The sequence below is a fragment of the Mesorhizobium sp. C416B genome (assembly GCF_030323165.1).
GTDB lineage: Bacteria > Pseudomonadota > Alphaproteobacteria > Rhizobiales > Rhizobiaceae > Mesorhizobium.
The window spans coordinates 241,640-259,682 of sequence record NZ_CP100471.1 but is presented as its reverse complement, the minus strand read 5'-3'; the positions used below and the strand labels follow the sequence as shown (position 1 = coordinate 259,682).

The window sequence follows — 18,043 nt, the reverse complement described above, 5'->3', positions numbered from 1 at the left end:
ACGTCGTTGGTGCCATCCGGATCCATCAGGCCGGCACCGGATACAAGCTGGGAACCACCCGCCTCAACTATCGAGGTTCGGGCTGCCGTGGGACGACGGGCCGTGGCGGAATCCAGAGCTGACCCCGCATCGCCACTGTCTCCGAACTGAGCACCCGGCAATCTAGTCAGTGCGGGCGTGCAATGCCGGGGCGGCGTCTGCCTTGGTTGGCAGCGGCTCTCTCGGGGCCGCTCCCGGCGATGATTTCGAACCCGGTTCGACTCGCTCCTCGGCGATGAGCCGGGCGCCACGCTCATAGGTCAGGTAGCGCCAGAGCCACTGGATCGAGACCTGAACGCGGTGCTGAAAACCGACGAGCAGGTAGACATGGATGAGCGCCCAGGCAGACCAGGCGAACCAGCCTTTCAGTTTCAGCCTACCCGATTCGAACACGGCAGCGTGGCGGCCGACAATGGCCGTGTTGCCTCGATTGCTGAAGACAAAAGCGGGCAGCGTATCGCCAGCATCTATCCGGCGTGCCAGTGCCTTGCCGAGGTGCTCGCCCTGCTGCTTGGCGACCTGGGCAAGACCCGGCAATGGCTGGCCGTTCCCATCGAGGACCAGTGCGACGTCGCCAAGCGCGAAGACATCGGGATGGCCGACGACCTGCAGGTCGGATTCGACCTTCACCCGACCGCCGCGGTCGAGCCCGACACCAAGCTGGGCGACCAGCGGAGAAGCCGCCACCCCGGCGGCCCAGAGCGTCAAGGCCACCGGGATCACCTGGCCGCCGACGGTGATCTGATGCGCTTCGATCGCCTCGACCCGGTTGCCGAGCGCGACCTCGACGCCCAGGCTTTCAAGGCGCAGACGTGCATATCTGGAAAGCTCCGGGGCGAATCCGGCGAGCAGACGCTCGCCGGCTTCTACCAGTATGATCCTTGTCTTCTCGGGCCGGATGTTGCGGAAGTCGCGCGCCAGTGTGTGCCGGCTGAGTTCGGCGATCGAGCCCGCCAGTTCGACACCGGTCGGGCCGCCGCCGATAATGGCGATCGTCATCAGCCGGGATTGCTCGACTGGATCGGTGGTCCGTTCCGCGTGCTCGAACGATAGCAGCAGCCGTGACCGGATCGTGCGCGCGTCCTCGATGGTCTTCAAACCGGGACAGACCCGAGCCCAGCTCTCCTGGCCGAAATAGAATGGCTGCGAACCAGTGGCCAAGACCAGGATGTCGTAGGGGACCGTGGTCCCATCGGCCAGCACCAGTATCCTGGCCTCGGTGCCGATCTCGGTGACATCGCCGAAGAGGACCTGAACCGAGGGATAGCGGCCCAGGATCTTGCGGATGGGCTCGGCGATGTCAGGCGCCGACAAGGCGGCGGTTGCAACCTGATAGAGCAAGGGCTGGAACAGGTGGTGATTGTGGCGGTCGATGATCGTCACCCCGATTTCCGCCTTGCCGAGCGCCTTGGCAACCTCCAGACCGGCAAAGCCTCCGCCGACCACGACGATGCGCGGTGTCAGGCTCCGGCCGTGGCTGCTCTCGGTGGCGAATTGCATGCTTGATACTCCCCTATCCCTGTCCGGAAGTCATAGCCTGGCAGGAGTGCCTCGCTGCTGGCTGGAGCTACTGCTCACTCCGGCGGCATCGGTCCAGGCAAGGCATCCGGCAATGACAGGCGTCGTGCTGACCACAAGGGCGCCGCGCGCGTGAAGAGCTACCAACCCGCGCCATGAGACGCGGTCGACCGCCCAGATGGTGCCGCTGGCGTCGACCCATTTGAGATGGGCGTCGGCGACTTCAACGGCCCGCATCATCGCCGCCGGTTCCATCCCGGCCCGAAAGACGATGATGGAATTGGCGGCGCCGTTGAAGAACGGGCCGGCGCCGGCTGCCAGTCCCGCAAGCAGGACGATGCTGGTCAGCGCTGCCGAAGCACCGCGTGCCGGTCCGCCGCGGTTGGGCAGCACCAGCACCAACACAAGCGGCACGATGCCGAAGATGACCAGCCACGCAATATCCCAGGCGAGCGGCAAGTCGCTGTTCATCTTGATCCGGTGCAGACCCAGCAGCCAGTGAAACACGACGGCATCGACGACATGCCAGACGCCGAACCCGGCGAAGGCGAGCCGCAGGATCTCCGTGGTGGTCCCGGGCCGCGCGCCGGCCGCCCTCGCGGCCACCAGCAGCACCGTGCCGGCGACGGCGAGCACATACATGCAAAGATGGAAGAGGCCGTCGGCCATGATCTGGAAGCGCAGGTCGGAACCCACCGGATCGGCGACGCCCGAGAGAAGATGATGCCATTGCAGGATCTGATGCAGGACGATGCCGTCGAAGAAACCGCCGAGCGCGAAGCCGAGCAGCAGCCAGCCGGCTCGCGTTCTCGGGTCGAGTGTCGCGGTGATCGCGTCCATGTCAGGACCACCGGCTCCAGGCCGGGGCGTTCAGTTGCCTGCGCACCGACATGTCCGGCGGCATGGGGTCATGGAGACCATGACGCGCCTCGAGCCAGAAGGCGGATATCAGCCCACCAACCACCGTCGTCAGAACCAGTGTCGCAGCAATTATCGCCAGCATGGACGTCGATCCTCAGCCGCGCAGGGTCGGCCGCGCGGAACCTAACAGCGGCTTCCGTGGAATGTTCCTGGCTGTCGGTTCGGTGGAGGGAACAATCAAGTTCCAGCACGGTTCGATGCTGGCGACGGACGGCTCAAGCGGAGAAGGTCATGAACGAATATACGGCGGCAGATCCGGGCGGTCTCGACGGCCATCAGCCGAGCGGCATCACCCGATGGCTGTTTTCGACCAACCACAAGGACATCGGCACACTCTATCTGGTCTTCGCTTTCATCGCGGGGGTGATCGGCATGCTCTTGTCGGTGAGCATGCGAATCGAGCTGCAGCAACCCGGGATCCAGTTTTTCCCCGGACTGGCGTCGATGATCTACGGTTACCAGGGCGACGCGGCGATCGACGCCGGCAAGCAGCTTTACAACGTCTTCACCACGGCCCACGCGCTGATCATGATCTTCTACACTGTGATGCCCGCCCTGATCGGCGGCTTCGCCAACTGGATGGTTCCGATCATGATCGGCGCCCCCGACATGGCCTTCCCGCGCATGAACAACATCTCGTTCTGGCTGCTGCCGCCGGCATTGATGTTGCTTTTATTGTCGATCTTCATGCCCAGCGTCCCCGGCGGCTATGGCCCTGGGACCGGCTGGTTCCTGTACCCGCCGCTGTCGACCTCCGGCCATCCCGGTCCCGCCGTGGATCTGGTCATCCTGTCTCTGCACATTGCGGGCGCCTCCTCGATCCTGGGAGCCATCAACTTCATCACCACCATCTTCAACATGCGCGCGCCGGGGATGACCCTGCACAAGATGCCCCTGTTTGTGTGGTCGATCCTCATCACCGCCTTCCTGCTGCTGCTGGCTCTGCCGGTGCTGGCCGGCGCCATCACCATGCTCCTGACTGATCGCAATTTCGGAACCACGTTCTTCGCGCCGGACGGCGGAGGCGACCCGCTGCTGTACCAGCATCTCTTCTGGTTCTTCGGCCACCCGGAAGTCTACATCATGATCCTGCCGGCGTTCGGCATCGTCAGCCAGGTGATCTCGACCTTCTCGCGAAAGCCGATCTTCGGGTATCTCGGGATGGTCTACGCAATCGTGGCGATCGGGGTGATCGGCTTCGTCGTCTGGGCCCACCATATGTACACCAGCGGGATAGGCCTCGACACGCAGCGCTACTTCACCTTCGCCACGATGGTGATCGCAGTGCCGACCGGGATAAAAGTGTTCTCCTGGATTGCAACCATGTGGGGCGGCTCGGTCGGCCTGCGGACGCCGATGCTCTGGGCCCTCGGCTTCATATTCCTGTTCACCGTAGGCGGGGTGACGGGCGTTCAACTCGCAAATGCCGGCCTCGACCGTGAACTGCACGACACATACTTCGTCGTCGCGCATTTCCACTACATACTTTCACTGGGAGCGATCTTCGGCATCTTCGCGGGCTGGTATTACTGGTTTCCGAAAATGACGGGATATCTCTACAATCCGCTTCTGGCTGGGGTCCATTTCTGGACGACCTTCGTCGGCGTGAACCTCGTCTTCTTCCCCCATCACTTCCTTGGATTGGCGGGCATGCCGCGTCGCTATGTCGACTATCCCGACGCATTCGCCGGCTGGAACATGGTGTCCTCGTATGGATCGTACCTGTCGGCCGCGAGTGTCGTGATTTTCCTCTTCGGCATCTTGGAAGCTTTCTACCGGCAAAGAGCCGCCGGCATGAACCCATGGGGGCCAGGAGCTACCACATTGGAGTGGGAGCTGACCTCTCCACCCCCTTTCCATCAATGGGACAGGCTGCCGCAAATCAGATGAGGCCGGGTGTCGAACTCCTGTGCGCAAGCCAGCCCGGTTCGCCGCTGAGGCGAACTTCAGCCTGCCGGTGGCAGACGTTGGCTGCAGCTGAGAACCGGATCGCTATCTGAAGCTGATTAACAGCACAGCGAACAAGCTTGCGAGCGCGACTGCCCAGCAGAATAACCAATTGGCGATCAGAAGAAGCGATTTGAGCACGGTGGCATGGCAGTAATCTTCGATGATCGATTGCATTCCAAGCCGCATGTGAACGCAGCTTACGAGAATGAAGCCAATAAGGGCTGGCGCGACATAGATCGATCCTACGACGCTGAGGACGGCGTCTCGAGGCTCACCGACCACCATTATAACGACCGCGACGATGTAAATGACAAGGATCAACAGGGCAGCAGATGTCAGCCGCTCCAGCATGAACGTTTCGGTTCCGTGTTTCGCCGATCCAAGGCCCCGCACTCGAGCTAGCGGAGTTCTGATTGAGGGTCTGTCAGCCATGGCGTTTCCCCAAAATTACTTGGTTGACTTGCGGGCAACTCAAGCTGTTGCTGTTTCGATGCCCGGGCCGTCGGTGCCGACGGATAGTGGGCAAGCACGGTCTCCAGTCGAGCAAGGCGGGCTTTGTGGGCGTTCAGTTCGTATCCTGAACGCCATCCAATTTGCCTGGGTCTGCCATCTCTGCATAGCTCGCTTTCAAGCAGCGAGATACGAAGGCGGACCGCGTCGATCTCCTTGACGAGCGCGGCCTTCACCGATTTTCGACTCTGCATGGCTGTAGTTCCGGTGCAAGGATGGTTCCAAACCTGACGCGTCTGGAAATGTTCCCGGGTGCCGAAGGCGTGCTGAAGATTAATGCCTCAGTGCTGGACCCGCACAATGGGTCGCCATGAGCTAAAGCCGGGCACTAGCTCAACGGCCGCGATGTGCCCGGCGAATGCTTGTGAAAACGAGCGAACGCCTGGCCCGCCTCGTCCCGAGAGATAAGTAGCCCCTCAGAACAGCGACCGCACGTGGCCGAGATGACCAGAGGGTGTTCTTGGGCCAACATATGTTATCGGCCACTTTTGTTTCTCTCTCCTGCAAAAATATTTGGGCTGAAAGGCCGGGAACTAACCGATCCTCCGGATGTTGCGGAGTTAGTCAGGAGAAACGGACTATGTCGGACAAAGAAATTCATCGGGGCGCCTCGCGTTTTCGCCCTATCCGCGTCGTGGACGCCCGCGTGTTTCGCGGGCCGCACCTCTATAGCATGACGCCAATGGTCCAGATTCGGATCGACCTCGGAGCCCTTGAGGCGTTCCCGACAGACAAACTGCCCGGGTTTTCCGAACAAATCGTCCGACTGTTGCCCGGCCTTGCGGGCCATGGCTGCAGCTATGGCGCCGCCGGCGGCTTCGTCCGCCGCATGCAGGAAGGAACCTGGCTCGGCCACGTCGTCGAGCATGTCGCCCTGGAACTGCAGAGCATGCTCGGTCACCGGGTGACACGAGGAAAGACACGGTCGGTCAAAGGCAGTCCGGGCACTTATAATGTCATGTTCGCCTACAAGGACGAGCTTGTCGGGCTGCTCGCCGGGCGCGTCGCGCTCGAACTGGTGGACAGCCTGCTGCCGGCCAATCTGCATGGTGTCGAGGGGCTCGGCGACATTGCGGAAACGCAGGGGCCATTCGAGTTCGCAGCCAGGCTGCAGCAGCTCAAGCTTCTGGCCGCCGAGCGTGCCTTGGGGCCTACGACTGCTTCCTTGGTGCGCGAGGCCGAGAGGCGAGGCATTCCGGCGGCGCGGATCGACGACAGCAGCCTCGTGCTGTTTGGTCACGGAAAGCATCAGAAGCGCATCCGCGCCAGTTGCAGTGACCTCACTTCCGAGATTGCGACCGAGATCGCCTCGGATAAGGACCTGACCAAATTCCTGCTGCAACAGGCCGGCCTGCCGGTGCCACGCGGGGAGCTGGTGCGATCGGCGCAGGACGCGGTCGCGGCAGCCGCACGGCTGGGCTACCCCGTGGTCACCAAACCACTCGATGGCAATCATGGAAGCGGCGTCAACATCGGTCTGGCAACAGAAGACGACGTCCGCTGGGGTTTCGAACAGGCGCGAGAACACAGCCGCAGCGTTATCGTCGAGCAGCATTTCGTCGGCTCGGATCACAGGATCCTGGTAATCGGCGGAAAGGTGGTGGCGCTTGCCGAGAGGGTTCCGGCCCATGTGGTCGGCGATGGCCGGAGTTCTGTCGCCGAGCTCGTCGAGGAGACGAACCGCGACCCGCGGAGGGGAGAGGGCCATTCCTCGGTATTGACCCGCATCGAAATCGACGAATGCGTCGAGCATTTCCTGTCAAAATCGCAGCTCGCCCTGGCGAGCGTTCCAGCGCCGGGCCAAATGGTGCTCTTGCGGCCCACCGCCAATCTCTCCACCGGTGGGACCGCGATCGACCGGACGGAAGAAATCCATCCCGAAAACGCGCTGATCGCCAGGCGGGCGGCACAGATCGTCGGTCTCGACATTGCCGGGATCGACTTCGTCTGTCCCGACATCTCACGGCCGGTGAGCGAAACCGGCGGCGGCATCATAGAGGTGAATGCCGGTCCTGGCTTTCGCATGCATCTCGAACCCTCGTCGGGGCGCGCCCGCAACGTCGCACGGCCCGTGCTCGATCTTCTCTTCAAAGGCGGCAAGGACGGCCGGATTCCGATCTTCGCGATCACGGGAACCAACGGCAAGTCGACCACTGCCCGGATGCTGGCGCACATCCTGCAGGCGAATGGGGCAACCGTCGGGCTCACCTCCACCACCGGCGTCTACTTGAACGGCGAGCGGATCATGACAGGGGACTGCTCCGGTCCGCAGAGCGCCAGGATCGTGCTGCGCGAGCCGGGTGTCGATGTCGCGGTGCTGGAATGTGCGCGCGGCGGCATCCTGCGCGAAGGGCTTGCCTTCGATGCATGCGATGTTGGCGCCGTTCTGAACGTCCACGGCGATCATCTCGGGCTGAGGGGCATCGACACGATCGAGGACCTGGCGGAGGTGAAATCGGTCGTGGTCGAGTCCGTCCGCCGCGGGGGATGGAGCATTCTCAATGCCGACGACGTCCATACGTCCGCAATGTCGCGAGATGCCGGCGGCAGGATCTGCTACTTCTCGCTGGCGAGCAGGAGCGAGTGGCCCGATTTCTTGCGCAGCCACCTGGCGGAAGGCGGCCGCGCCGTGACGCGGGAGCCCAGCAGCGACGGCTGGGACATTTTCATCCACGAGGATGGGGAATCGATGTTCCTGATGAGCGTCGACGAAATTCCCGCGACCTTCGAGGGTTCTGCCGAATTCAACGTTGCCAACAGCCTGGCAGCCGTCGCCATGGCGCATTGCCACGACGTTCCGGCGGCAACGATCCGGGCGGCGCTGGCCGAGTTTGGCACCTCGTTCGAGCAATCTCCCGGTCGCCTCAACGTCTTCGACGGGCATGGTTTCCGCACGATCGTCGACTATGCGCACAATCCGGAAGGGCTGAAGGCGCTCGGAAAGCTCGTTTCCCACATGAGGCGCGGCTATCAGCGCACGATCGGCTTGGTCGCCATACCCGGTGACCGCCGCGATTGTGATATACGCGAGATGGGCGCGATCGCTTCGCGGATATTCGACGTCATCGTCTTCAAGGAGGATGAGCAGGAGCTGCGCGGCCGAGCCCCCGGAGCGATCGCCGGCTTGCTGCGGGAAGGTGCCTTGAACGCCGGCTGCGCCCCAGGCCGCATTCACGCCGTCTGTCCCGAGAAGGAGGCCGTCGACGTGTGTCTCAGGCTTGCACGGGAAAACGACCTTGTCGTGCTGACCGTCGACGACGTTGAAGCCGTGTGGCGGCAGGTAACCGGCTTCGGAGGCGCGACGCCTTCGAGGGGAGGGCCCGATCAGACCCATATTCGCCATCTGAGGGCTGGCTGATGTGGTCGCTGATCCTGCACGGCGGCGCCAAGGAGATCGATCCGCAAGAGGAGGAGGCGCATCGCAACGGATGCATCGAGGCGCTCGAGGCAGGTCGGGCCATCCTGGCCGGCGGCGGAACGGCGGTCGATGCCGTGGAAGCTGCCGGTCGCGTCCTCGAGGCCGACCCGACATTCAATGCGGGATATGGAAGTGCCCTCAATTCGGACGGCGAGGTCGAGATGTGCGCTGGCCTGATGGAGGGCAGGGACTTCAATGTAGGTGCCGTCGCAGTGATCAAGGGCGTGCGCCATCCAATCAGTGTCGCCAAGGCCATGCTGCATGAGGAGCCGATCCTGCTGGCGTCGGAGGGGGCCCGGCGTTTCGCCGCCGACAAGCAGCTGGAGCTTTGCGATCCGGCGGATTTGATCACGTCGCAGCAGCGCGACGCCTCCAGCAAGTCTGAGGCGAAGGATACGATCGGTGTGGTTGCCCTGGATCAATACGGGGACATCGCCGTCGGCACTTCGACCGGCGGACTGGACGGCAGTGCTCCCGGTCGTGTGGGGGATTCTCCGCAACCCGGCTGCGGTTATTATGCCGACAACCGGTTGGGAGCCGTCGCCTTCTCGGGAGACGGTGAGCATATCGCGCGAAAGGCTCTCGCGGCCCGTGTCATGCAGGCACTCTCGGCGCGGCAGGCATTGTCTTCGGGACAGGCTGAAGGCGGCCTGGAGCAGGTGCTGAATCCCGCGCTCAAGGAAGTCGAGGCGATCGGCGGCGAAGCCGGAGCCATCGTGCTTACCGCGACCGGCGTGTCTGGATGGGCGCATAACAGCAGGGAGTTCGCAGTCGCTTTCATGACCAGCGAGGACAACCACCCGCACGTTTTCCTGCGCAAGAAAGACGTGGGCAAATGACCGACAAGAAGAAAAAACGATCCTCGAACGGTAAAGCCGGAACGCTCGTCATCATCGGCGGCCACGAGGACCATGATGGCGATCGTGTCATCTTGAAGGAGGTAGCGAGCCTGGTTCCGAACGGCCGCCTGGTGCTTGCCACCATCGCGTCTCATGAGCCGGATGGCTATCTCGAGAAGTATCAGAGGTCCTTCGGTGAGCTGGGCATCAAGGATGTCATCGAGCTCTACGTCAACGACCGCCTCGAGGCAGCTCATGAAAAGAAAATAAGTGCGCTCGCAGACGTGAGTGCGGTGTTCTTCTCCGGCGGCGACCAGCTCCGGATCACCAGCCAGATCGGCGACACGCCCATCGACGAGCGGGTGCACGAAATCTATGAAGCCGGAGGCGTCATTGCCGGCACCTCCGCGGGCGCGTCGGTCATGAGCGACACAATGATGGTGAAGGGGCCGAACGCAGCGTCCTTTCGGATCGGCCACATTCGCATGGCGCCGGGACTGGGCCTGCTGCCGAACGTCATTATCGACCAGCACTTTGCGGAACGTGGCCGCATTGGGCGGCTCATCGGGGCGGTGTCGCAGAACCCGCGCGTCCTCGGCATCGGCATTGATGAAGACACCGCGATCGTGGTGAAGGGCGAGATGTTCAAGGTCATTGGCAGCGGCGCTGTCTATCTGGTCGACGCAGCCGGCGTGACCCATTCCAACATCGCGGAAGGTGAGCCTGATGCCGCCCTTTCGATTCATGATCTGAGGGTTCACGTGCTGAGCTCAGGCGATGCGTTCGATCTCGCGCTGCGACGGCCGGTGGGGCTTCCGTAAGACTTCGCCGCACTCAAGCTGATGGTGTGGCGCGGTCCGCGTACCGCGAAAACCGTATATGAGGCAGTTCTCCTATTTGAAGTCGCCCAACCAGGATTGTCGCGTTGTTGCGGGCCCGGCAGGATTACGGACGGCCTCTCTCGGCTCGAATCCCGCAAAGCTGAAGACCTTCGCTCACCCGGCGTTCTGCCGAGCTAGCCCCGGCGGCGACTGGCCTGAATGGCAGCAAAGGTTACCGGACGAAACCCCCATGCGTCGACGCCGACATCATGCTGGCGCGTCATCGGCTTCAGACGACCGTGCGAATGACCGTGCAGGTTTACCGACCTCTTGCCGATCTGGTTCCAGGTGCGAAAAGGATAGTGGCACAGAACCAGCAAGCTGCCCTCGACAAGAAGCTCCATGTAGTGGTGCACGCTCGCCCAGGCCGGGTCGCCAATGGTGGCGGCGCCATCATTGTTGCCAATTATCAGGTGCTTGGACCCGTTAAGAGACGACAGCAGTGAAGACACGGTCTCGGCTGGACCCTTGGCGAAATCGCCGAGGTGCCAGACCTCGTCGTTCGGGCCAACCGTTTCGTTCCAAAACGCAACCAGCGCCTGGTCATGATCGACCAACGAGGCGAAGGGACGCCGGTCGAGGCGCAGAATGCGCGGATCGTTGAAATGCGTATCGGAAGTGAAGAAGATCATGCGCCGCGGCCGGCTGCGACGCGCGACCGGCGATCGCGTCTAACTGCCGGAGCGCTCTTCGGCTTCATCATCGATCCCGATCGGGGCTTCCCTAAGCATCTTGAGTGCCTCTTCCTTCGTAAGGCCGCACTTGCGCGCGAAGTAGAGCGCCTCGATCGCCTTTTCGCGATCCGCCGTGGATTTTGCGTGCTGTTTGGGCTTTTTGCCCATCGTTCTCTGCCACCTTCCGAGGCCACCAAACCATCACAGTGCCGCGTTGTTCCCGTGCATCGGCTGACCTGCCGGACTGCGCGAATGCCGATGTCGCCGGCATCCCGCGAGCCCCGGACAGCGCGTATATCAGCCGGCTCGCGACAACGGCGGAGCGACTCCAACCCCGACAGCGTGAATTCAAACGAAAGCCCGCGCCGTGGGAGGGGCCGGCGCGGGCGATCGGGCTACCGATCTTGCAGCGCGGGGGTCGACCGCTGCATGGCTCGAACTGTGCAAGCGAGCATTTGTTCCGGGCCGCATGCAAAGCATCGGCGTTTCATTGCAATTCTGGGGGACACAACCAGCATTTCGCTTCAGTCCGCCGCCGATGTGGGAGGATGAATACCGCCTTGCGCTAATTCGTCCGCCCTGGACACGAAACCAACCGCGCATTGAGCGCGTAGCTTCGGCGATTTAAAAACACCTGCACTGGAATATTTCCGGGCGCATGGAACATCTCCGGCCGCTGATGTTTAGGCCGGAATGACGATGAGCTCTGTTCTTACAATGATTTACTCTCTCGCCATCTTTATCGGCGCGAAGCGGCGCAACCTCTTGGTGAATGCGAAACTCGATAGAGTTTTGCGCAATATGGCTGGCGCAGAACTGAATCAACGTGGCCAGTAAACCGCAACACCGCCGGTTCCAGTTCACAGCCAGTGTCCTCGCGGCCGCTACCTCGGTTCGGGTGGCAAGCGGCTCGGCAGGACTGCAAGGGCCGCCCCCTCTGGGCTGGCTGGTGCGTGGTCGATCCGATTTCGTCGATGAGGGCGGAGCACGATGCTCCCGCAGTGCGCCGTGCTGGCTCGAATTGCGGGGCCGCGTCCACGATCCGCTCACGGGGCACGCACCTTTAGGTCCGGCCCACGCGAGTGGCTTCGGAGGACCTATCCATGAACGATGATGATCCTATAAATTCGCTCGCCAATGCAATTCGTCATCGCAGCGCAATTTTGTTTGTGGGGGCGGGGGTATCGATCAGCGTCGGACTTCCGTCTTGGGAGAAGCTCATCGAGCGAATGGCAAAGGAGCTCGGCGTCGACGATGAATTTTCCACGCGACGCGATCGTTTTCAGACCTTGGCCGAATACTATCGGATCAAGCATGGCAGCATCGGACCACTTCGCAGTTGGATGGACAGAAACTGGTCTGTCGCCAAGGAACGGATCGAGAAATCGGAATTGCACCGTCTCATCGTGACGCTCGATTTTCCCGTCATCTATACGACGAACTATGACCGGAACCTGGAACTCGCTTTTGAAATCCACGGTCGAGAGTACGTGAAAGTGGCCAACGCACGGCACGTTGCGCAGGCCCGTCGAGGCATAACGCACATCGTGAAATTTCACGGCGACTTTGACGAGGACTCTTCCCTTGTCCTCACCGAAACCGACTATCTTGACCGCCTGTCCTTCAATTCTCCCCTTGATGTCCGCTTTCGCTCCGACGCTCTCGGCAGCACGATCCTGTTCATTGGCTATAGCCTCTCCGATCCAAACATCCGGCTGCTGTTGCACCGGCTTTGGCAAACCTGGCACCGGTCTGGATATGAGAAAGATCGTCCCCCTTCGTTCATCTTCATGCCCAGCCGCAACCCTGTGGAGGAGGCCGTGCTTGGGCGCTGGGGTATTTCGGTGCTCGTTGGCGCAGGTGATGATCCTGAAGCCGGTCTGACGGATTTCCTCAGGCGTTTGGTGGAAGCGGTGGCGGTGACCTGAGGCGCGCTCCCCAGTGGACCGTAGTTGGGTTTTCTCAGGTGCGCTGTGACCGACGCACCAGATCGTGGCCGACAGGCGCCAGATCGGCGACTGTTGGAGCCACGACTTCCACAATCAATCCCGCAGCGATCATCTTGGCGTGAAGTCGATCTCCGGCGTCAATTGCCGGCAATATGCACAAACCAGGTCAATCGTCGTTTGCACATCATCCAGGCAAACAACTTCGGACGGGGTATGCATGTAACGCAAAGGCACGGAGAGCACCCCACTTGCCACGCCGCCTCGGTTCTGCTGCATGACACGCGCGTCGGTAGGGCTTGAGCTGCCCACCGCCTGAAGCTGATAAGGTAGGCCCTCTTTCTCGGCCACCGACTTCAGCAGTTTGAACACCACCGGGTTGGTGTTCGCGCCTTGAGTGATTGCCGGCCCTTTCCCAAGGTCCAGTTTGCCCTGATCCTCGGCGCGAGCGCGCGGATAGTCCATTGCCACGCCCATATCAATTGCGAGGCCGGTTCGAGGCGCGATATTGAACGCTGAGGTCATCGCGCCTCGGGAACCAATTTCCTCTTGAACCGTACCCAGGATATAGAGGCCCACGCCGGGGTGAACGCCTCCCTCCTCGGAGAGGCAGCGCAGGACCTCGGCGCCGATGAGGAGGCCAACCTTGTTGTCGAACGCTCGTCCGACAGCAAGGTTGCCCTGTAGCGCCGCAAACTCGCCGTGGATAGTGACCGCGCTGCCGACCTCTACGACCTTCAACGCTTCCTCTCGCGAACTCGCGCCGATATCGATCCATAGTTCCATCAGCGAGGGAGTTTGAGACGTGTCAGAGGCTTTGAACGTCTGGATTGCTTTGCGACCTACGACGCCCAGGATCGGCTCCTTGCCGTGCACCCAGACACGCTGGCCGATTTCAGTGGCAACGTCCGTTCCACCTATGGTGCTGAAGAAAAGAAAGCCGTCATCGTCGATGTAATGGACGATGAAGCCGACCTCATCCATGTGCCCGGCATACATGAAGCGCATAGACGCCTCAGGATTGATGATCGCCGTGACATTGCCCATGACGTCCGTCGTCAACCTGTGGGCATACGGACGAACATACTCGCGGAAAAGCTCCGCTACGGGTTGCTCAAAGCCGCTCGGCGACGGGGTCGCCACAATTTCCTTCAAGAACTTGAGTGATTCATCGCGCATCAAGCTGACTTTCACGGTTCAAGGGGTGGAGGGCCATTCGAGCATGGTCATACTCGTCGGGCTTCGCGCCAATTTTGGCCTTCTTCGGTGCGATCGCCCGCGAATTGGTCAGCCCAAGGCAGGTTGTGGAGCCAGGCTTCGCGCCGGGGGGTCCAAAGCTCGTATGTCGGGAGAAGGTCGTTTGGCGCATCGTCGAGAGTGCCGGTCATGATCTCGGCTTCGTCGTCGCGGAGATTCACCACGCGCGACCCGCATGCCGGACAAAAACCTCTGCCGTTGAACGCCGCTAGCTCGCCCTTGCACTGGTAAGCCGACCGTGGCCACACGGCAAAGGCACTGTAGGTGCTGCCGCTGGTTCGCTTGCAATCCTGGCAATGACACAAGCCAACGCGCAACGGCGCGCCGGTAACAACATACCTCACAGACCCGCAAAGACAGCCGCCGGTCCGCTCTATCTTGTCAACCTCGTCGTTCATGGTCGCCGCCGACATGAGTGAGGGAAGCGTGTTGGACTCCGCTCTGCCGTTTGCATCGAGGCATCAAGTTAATGGGCAATGTCTTCAACAAGGCCTAGCTCCAAAGCTCTTGCTGCCATCAGGTAGCAGCTGTTCAGGGCATGGTCGCGCAGCTCTTCCAGCGATGTTCGAGAACCTTGGACGAGATCGGCGAACCCTTCATTCTCGAGTCGCTCTGCCGTTTCCAACAGCGCAAGTTGTTCGCGAACGATCTGAAGACAGCTTCGAATTGGTCCATTCAGAACCAAGTCTTTCTCAAGCCTTCTTTCATGAATCAGCAGGACTGCTTGCGGGCAAAGGAACCTGCAGGCTTTCGGGAAAGCGGCAAGGACCGTTACCCCGGCAGAGTAAACCGTATTCTTGCCAATGATGTAGCCGTTGCGGCCCGAGTGTTTCAGAAAAAGTTTGAACTCTAGAGCTAGACGTCGCGCGCCGTCGGCGTCGCCTCCGGGCGTGTCGATTTCAACGTAGAGATCGTCTTCCCCGGAACGCACGGCTTTCAAATCGTCCAAGGCTTTGGTGACGACAGTGTCATCAATCAAGCCGTGTATACGCAAGTTTGGATCGAACAAAAGCCGGTGAAGGTCTGGAGCGGGCGGCGGGGAGACGGTGTGTTCGGCTGACTGGGGCAACAGGTCCATATAGGCATCCTCATTATGGGGGCCGAACTTAGTTGGTACCCTTTTGTTCCCTTGAGGGAGTTCGAGCGGTGGTGATCACAGCCGCGTCTCTCGGCGGCTGTGGAGCTCCCTCTTTCATTGCAGATCCTTTTCGCACCAGGCCCGGTAGAGGCACCTCAGCCGCTAGGTTGGCTCCATCGGCATATCGGGCATTTGCCGGAGCTGACGCAGTCGCTTTGCTGATTTCTGCCACGTCCGGGACCAGTCCTGTGGACGGTTGAACTCAACGGCCTCAATGGTTCCCGGCTGCTGCCTTCCGGACCCCCGCGGTCGGGCTATTTTTCCTGGCCGTGCCATTTTTCCGGGGGGCTGAAACAAACAGCTTTGTTGGCAGTTCTAGCGTCCGGAGCACCGGCTCCGCGCGGCGCGGCCGAGCGGCCGGGGCTGTCCGGCAGGAGGTCCAGCAATGTCTCACGATATGCAAAGACGATTTGCAACGCGCTTGATCGCGGTTGCGCTGATGCTCTCGGCCAGTGGCGTGGCGCCTGTCCTGGCCCAGGATACCCCGACCGACTTCACAGCGATCATCCAGCAGAAATTGCCGGCCGTGGTCGCGATCACGACCCGGGAGGTTGTCCAGGACCAGACGACGGCGGGCGACTTTACAAGTCCGTTCGACGGCCAGGGCCTCGGACCCGTTCAGCCGCAGGTGAGGGAGGCGCTTGGCTCCGGATTTGTGATCAGTCCCGACGGCTACATCGTCACCAACAACCATGTCGTTGCCGATGCGACAGAGATCCATGTCGTATTTTCCGACAAGGAAACGGCGCCGGCGCAATTGGTCGGCCGTGACCCCGCCACCGATATAGCGGTGCTGAAGGTCGACCCGCGGCCCAACATGACCACGACCAAATGGGGTGACTCGGATGCAATGCAGCCGGGCGCATGGACAATCGCGATCGGCAGTCCCTTCGGGCTCGGAGGGACTGTCACTGTCGGCGTTCTTTCGGCCCGCTCGCGAGACATTCAAGCCGGGCCGTACGACGATTTTCTCCAGACGGACGCGTCGATCAATCGAGGCAACTCGGGCGGTCCGCTGTTCAATGCACGTGGCGAGGTGATCGGCGTCAACACCGCCATCGTCTCACCGTCGGGCGGCAGCATCGGAATCGGGTTTGCGGTGCCATCGCGTACCGCCCAGAGCATCGCCGACCAGTTGATCCGAACCGGCCGGATCGAGCGTGGCTTCATCGGGGTCCGCCTGCAGGACATCACGCCGTCGCTGGCTGAGGCCCTCGGGATGAAGGATGACAAGGGCGCGCTGGTTGCTTCGGTCGAGCCCGGCAGCCCGGCGGAGAAAGCCGGCTTGAAGCCGGGTGACGTGATCACCCGGTTCAACGGCAAGGGCATTGAGGGTGTCCATGACCTCACGCTTGCGACGGCTAGCCAGAAGCCTGGCAGCAAGGCCACTCTGACACGGAGTAACGGCGGCAAGGACCAGGAGATCGCGCTTGTCATCGGTGAGCGCAAGGATGCGGAGGTGAAGACCGGCGCTGTTCCCGACAAGAAGTCGGCGGCAGAAGGCCTCGGCCTATCGCTCAGCCCGATTCCGGATCAGGCGCGTCAGCAGCTCGGCATCAAATCAGGAACGACCGGCGTCTTCGTCGTGGAAGTGGTTCCCGATGGCCTTGCCGCCCGGAGCGGATTGCAGCCGGGCGATGTCATCATATCGGCCAACGATCGCCGCGTGACGGAGCCTTCGGATATCGTCGAGGAGTGGGCGAACTCTCGCCGGCAGAGCAAGCCCATCCTGTTTCGGCTGGAAAGGCAGGGGCAGTCCGTGTTCGTGGCGGTCGCCGGGAAATGACCGTCTCCAGGACGGCCATGTGACTGCACCACGATCCGCTTGCGGATCCGCTCCAAAGGCGCCGGAGCCCAGGTGCAACGGGGAAGCATCGCCGCAGAAAGTTTGCGGGATGCGCTCATTGGCCAGGGCGCGCAACGCGCACTTATTCTGCAGCGTCAGAGCTCTTTTGAGCTCGTCGTGCTCGAGTGTGCTCGCCATCCTCAGGCAGTTTCGCGCCTTGCCGTAAGCCGTGCCTGGAGAAGGACGACGACGAGCAAAAACAGCCCGCGGATCACCGACTGCCAGTAGGCTGACAGCGAAATCCAACCCATGCCGTTTTCGAAGTTCAGGACGTTGAAAAGGATCCCGAGCAAGAGCACGCCGGCCAGCGTGGTCAACACCGAGCCCGAGCCGCCGGTCAGCAGCGTCCCGCCCACGACCACGGCTGCGATGGCAAACAGCTCCCAGCCGACGCCCTCGATCGGCTGGCCTGCGCCGAACTGAGAAGCGAGGACGACGCCGGCGAGCCCGGCCAGGCACCCGCTTGCGACATAGACGAGAAATTTGACGCGGTCAGTGCGCAGCCCCATCAGCCGCGAGGCATCCTCGCCACCGCCGATGGCCAGCACCGTCCGTCCCGTGCTGGTGTAGTTCAGGACCACTGAGCCGACCGCATAGGCAACCAGGGCGATGACTGCCGGAATCGGGAAAATCCAGAAATTCCCTTGGCCGATGGCGGTGAAACCCGAATCGTAAGACACCGAAACGGTCTGGTTGCCGGCCAGAAGCAGCGCCGAGCCGCTTGCGGCCAGCATGGTCGCAAGCGTGGCGATGAATGGCATCAGGTTGCCGCGCGTAACCAGGAGCGCGTTGATCAGCCCGGCTGCCAGGCCGGCGCCAACGCCCGCTGCAAGGCCTGCCACGATGCCGTGCGGGCTCGCCAGGGCCGACGCGACGCTGCCCAAAGCGGCGACGGAGCCGACGGACAGGTCTATGCCGCCGGTCATGATCACGAAGCACATGCCGAGCGCGACGAGCGCGAACATCGAGTTGTAGCGCAGAACGCTCATCACGTTGAAGAGGCCGAGGAAGCGGTCGTAGCGCAGGAATCCGAACAGGACGAGGGCTGCAAGCGCGATGACGACACCGTAAGTGCCGATGATGCGAACCAGTCTGGCGCTGTTCAT

General features: G+C 61.9%; 15 protein-coding genes. 6 read left to right on the top strand and 9 right to left on the bottom strand.

What is annotated here, in order from left to right:
* Nucleotides 1–162: 162 nt before the first annotated feature.
* Both NLY43_RS01355 and NLY43_RS01350 read right to left on the bottom strand, forming a co-directional pair.
* A complete protein-coding gene (locus tag NLY43_RS01355) occupies nucleotides 163–1,539 on the bottom strand; it encodes an NAD(P)/FAD-dependent oxidoreductase (protein ID WP_023693465.1) in 1,377 nt (458 codons plus the stop codon).
* 30 nt (nucleotides 1,540–1,569) lie between these two features.
* On the bottom strand, nucleotides 1,570–2,397 hold the full coding sequence (locus tag NLY43_RS01350) for a DUF2243 domain-containing protein (protein WP_023710464.1): 828 nt from the start codon (nucleotides 2,395–2,397) through the stop codon (nucleotides 1,570–1,572).
* Nucleotides 2,398–2,709: 312 nt separating this feature from the next.
* On the opposite strand from NLY43_RS01350, the gene ctaD reads away from it, so the two are divergent.
* Nucleotides 2,710–4,368, top strand: coding sequence for a cytochrome c oxidase subunit I (gene ctaD / locus NLY43_RS01345; protein ID WP_023710466.1), 1,659 nt, complete (start codon nucleotides 2,710–2,712; stop codon nucleotides 4,366–4,368).
* Nucleotides 4,369–4,470: 102 nt separating this feature from the next.
* Here the strand turns inward: ctaD and sdhD are convergent, their stop codons facing one another.
* Entirely contained in the window at nucleotides 4,471–4,860 is a 390-nt protein-coding gene (gene sdhD, locus NLY43_RS01340) for a succinate dehydrogenase, hydrophobic membrane anchor protein (RefSeq protein ID WP_031199037.1), read from the bottom strand.
* A gap of 658 nt (nucleotides 4,861–5,518) precedes the next feature.
* Here sdhD and cphA point away from each other — a divergent pair.
* The 3 genes from cphA to NLY43_RS01325 are packed head-to-tail and all read left to right on the top strand — an operon-like array spanning nucleotide 5,519 to nucleotide 10,016.
* Entirely contained in the window at nucleotides 5,519–8,296 is a 2,778-nt protein-coding gene (gene cphA / locus NLY43_RS01335) for a cyanophycin synthetase (RefSeq protein ID WP_050588476.1), read from the top strand.
* Nucleotides 8,296–9,195, top strand: a complete 900-nt coding sequence (locus NLY43_RS01330) for an isoaspartyl peptidase/L-asparaginase family protein (protein WP_023710469.1) — start codon at nucleotides 8,296–8,298, stop codon at nucleotides 9,193–9,195. Before cphA ends, NLY43_RS01330 begins: the two co-directional genes overlap by 1 nt.
* Nucleotides 9,192–10,016: a cyanophycinase gene (locus NLY43_RS01325; RefSeq protein WP_023710470.1), complete on the top strand. Its 825-nt coding sequence runs from the start codon at nucleotides 9,192–9,194 to the stop codon at nucleotides 10,014–10,016. Before NLY43_RS01330 ends, NLY43_RS01325 begins: the two co-directional genes overlap by 4 nt.
* A 194-nt stretch (nucleotides 10,017–10,210) precedes the next feature.
* On the opposite strand, the gene NLY43_RS01320 is transcribed toward NLY43_RS01325, so the two are convergent.
* Both NLY43_RS01320 and NLY43_RS01315 read right to left on the bottom strand, forming a co-directional pair.
* Nucleotides 10,211–10,708: a hydrolase gene (locus NLY43_RS01320; protein ID WP_023682458.1), complete on the bottom strand. Its 498-nt coding sequence runs from the start codon at nucleotides 10,706–10,708 to the stop codon at nucleotides 10,211–10,213.
* 39 nt (nucleotides 10,709–10,747) lie between these two features.
* On the bottom strand, nucleotides 10,748–10,918 hold the full coding sequence (locus tag NLY43_RS01315; protein ID WP_023672674.1) for a hypothetical protein: 171 nt from the start codon (nucleotides 10,916–10,918) through the stop codon (nucleotides 10,748–10,750).
* A gap of 935 nt (nucleotides 10,919–11,853) precedes the next feature.
* Here NLY43_RS01315 and NLY43_RS01310 point away from each other — a divergent pair.
* Nucleotides 11,854–12,678 carry an SIR2 family NAD-dependent protein deacylase gene (locus tag NLY43_RS01310; protein ID WP_023682459.1) on the top strand — a complete coding sequence of 275 codons (825 nt, stop codon included), beginning with the start codon at nucleotides 11,854–11,856 and terminating at the stop codon, nucleotides 12,676–12,678.
* A 129-nt stretch (nucleotides 12,679–12,807) separates the two neighbouring features.
* Here the strand turns inward: NLY43_RS01310 and NLY43_RS01305 are convergent, their stop codons facing one another.
* From NLY43_RS01305 to NLY43_RS01295, 3 genes are all read right to left on the bottom strand, one after another.
* Complete coding sequence (locus tag NLY43_RS01305) at nucleotides 12,808–13,875, bottom strand: M42 family metallopeptidase (RefSeq protein WP_023688539.1); 1,068 nt, start codon at nucleotides 13,873–13,875, stop codon at nucleotides 12,808–12,810.
* Between the two features lie 47 nt (nucleotides 13,876–13,922).
* A complete protein-coding gene (locus NLY43_RS01300; RefSeq protein WP_050587750.1) occupies nucleotides 13,923–14,351 on the bottom strand; it encodes a GFA family protein in 429 nt (142 codons plus the stop codon).
* A 68-nt stretch (nucleotides 14,352–14,419) separates the two neighbouring features.
* A complete protein-coding gene (locus NLY43_RS01295; protein WP_023672669.1) occupies nucleotides 14,420–15,031 on the bottom strand; it encodes an ATP-dependent Clp protease proteolytic subunit in 612 nt (203 codons plus the stop codon).
* Between the two features lie 445 nt (nucleotides 15,032–15,476).
* On the opposite strand from NLY43_RS01295, the gene NLY43_RS01290 reads away from it, so the two are divergent.
* On the top strand, nucleotides 15,477–16,877 hold the full coding sequence (locus NLY43_RS01290; protein ID WP_023710472.1) for a Do family serine endopeptidase: 1,401 nt from the start codon (nucleotides 15,477–15,479) through the stop codon (nucleotides 16,875–16,877).
* 200 nt (nucleotides 16,878–17,077) lie between these two features.
* On the opposite strand, the gene NLY43_RS01285 is transcribed toward NLY43_RS01290, so the two are convergent.
* Complete coding sequence (locus tag NLY43_RS01285) at nucleotides 17,078–18,043, bottom strand: ABC transporter permease (protein ID WP_023672667.1); 966 nt, start codon at nucleotides 18,041–18,043, stop codon at nucleotides 17,078–17,080.

Excerpts from the sequence above, each read along its gene's own strand:
- NLY43_RS01355 (WP_023693465.1), bottom strand. The coding sequence starts at position 1,539 with ATGCAATTCGCCACCGAGAGCAGCCACGGCCGGAGCCTGACACCGCGC.
- NLY43_RS01350 (WP_023710464.1), bottom strand. The coding sequence starts at position 2,397 with ATGGACGCGATCACCGCGACACTCGACCCGAGAACGCGAGCCGGCTGG.
- ctaD (WP_023710466.1), top strand. The coding sequence starts at position 2,710 with ATGAACGAATATACGGCGGCAGATCCGGGCGGTCTCGACGGCCATCAG.
- sdhD (WP_031199037.1), bottom strand. The coding sequence starts at position 4,860 with ATGGCTGACAGACCCTCAATCAGAACTCCGCTAGCTCGAGTGCGGGGC.
- cphA (WP_050588476.1), top strand. The coding sequence starts at position 5,519 with ATGTCGGACAAAGAAATTCATCGGGGCGCCTCGCGTTTTCGCCCTATC.
- NLY43_RS01330 (WP_023710469.1), top strand. The coding sequence starts at position 8,296 with ATGTGGTCGCTGATCCTGCACGGCGGCGCCAAGGAGATCGATCCGCAA.
- NLY43_RS01325 (WP_023710470.1), top strand. The coding sequence starts at position 9,192 with ATGACCGACAAGAAGAAAAAACGATCCTCGAACGGTAAAGCCGGAACG.
- NLY43_RS01320 (WP_023682458.1), bottom strand. The coding sequence starts at position 10,708 with ATGATCTTCTTCACTTCCGATACGCATTTCAACGATCCGCGCATTCTG.
- NLY43_RS01315 (WP_023672674.1), bottom strand. The coding sequence starts at position 10,918 with ATGGGCAAAAAGCCCAAACAGCACGCAAAATCCACGGCGGATCGCGAA.
- NLY43_RS01310 (WP_023682459.1), top strand. The coding sequence starts at position 11,854 with ATGAACGATGATGATCCTATAAATTCGCTCGCCAATGCAATTCGTCAT.
- NLY43_RS01305 (WP_023688539.1), bottom strand. The coding sequence starts at position 13,875 with ATGCGCGATGAATCACTCAAGTTCTTGAAGGAAATTGTGGCGACCCCG.
- NLY43_RS01300 (WP_050587750.1), bottom strand. The coding sequence starts at position 14,351 with ATGAACGACGAGGTTGACAAGATAGAGCGGACCGGCGGCTGTCTTTGC.
- NLY43_RS01295 (WP_023672669.1), bottom strand. The coding sequence starts at position 15,031 with ATGGACCTGTTGCCCCAGTCAGCCGAACACACCGTCTCCCCGCCGCCC.
- NLY43_RS01290 (WP_023710472.1), top strand. The coding sequence starts at position 15,477 with ATGTCTCACGATATGCAAAGACGATTTGCAACGCGCTTGATCGCGGTT.
- NLY43_RS01285 (WP_023672667.1), bottom strand. The coding sequence starts at position 18,043 with ATGAACAGCGCCAGACTGGTTCGCATCATCGGCACTTACGGTGTCGTC.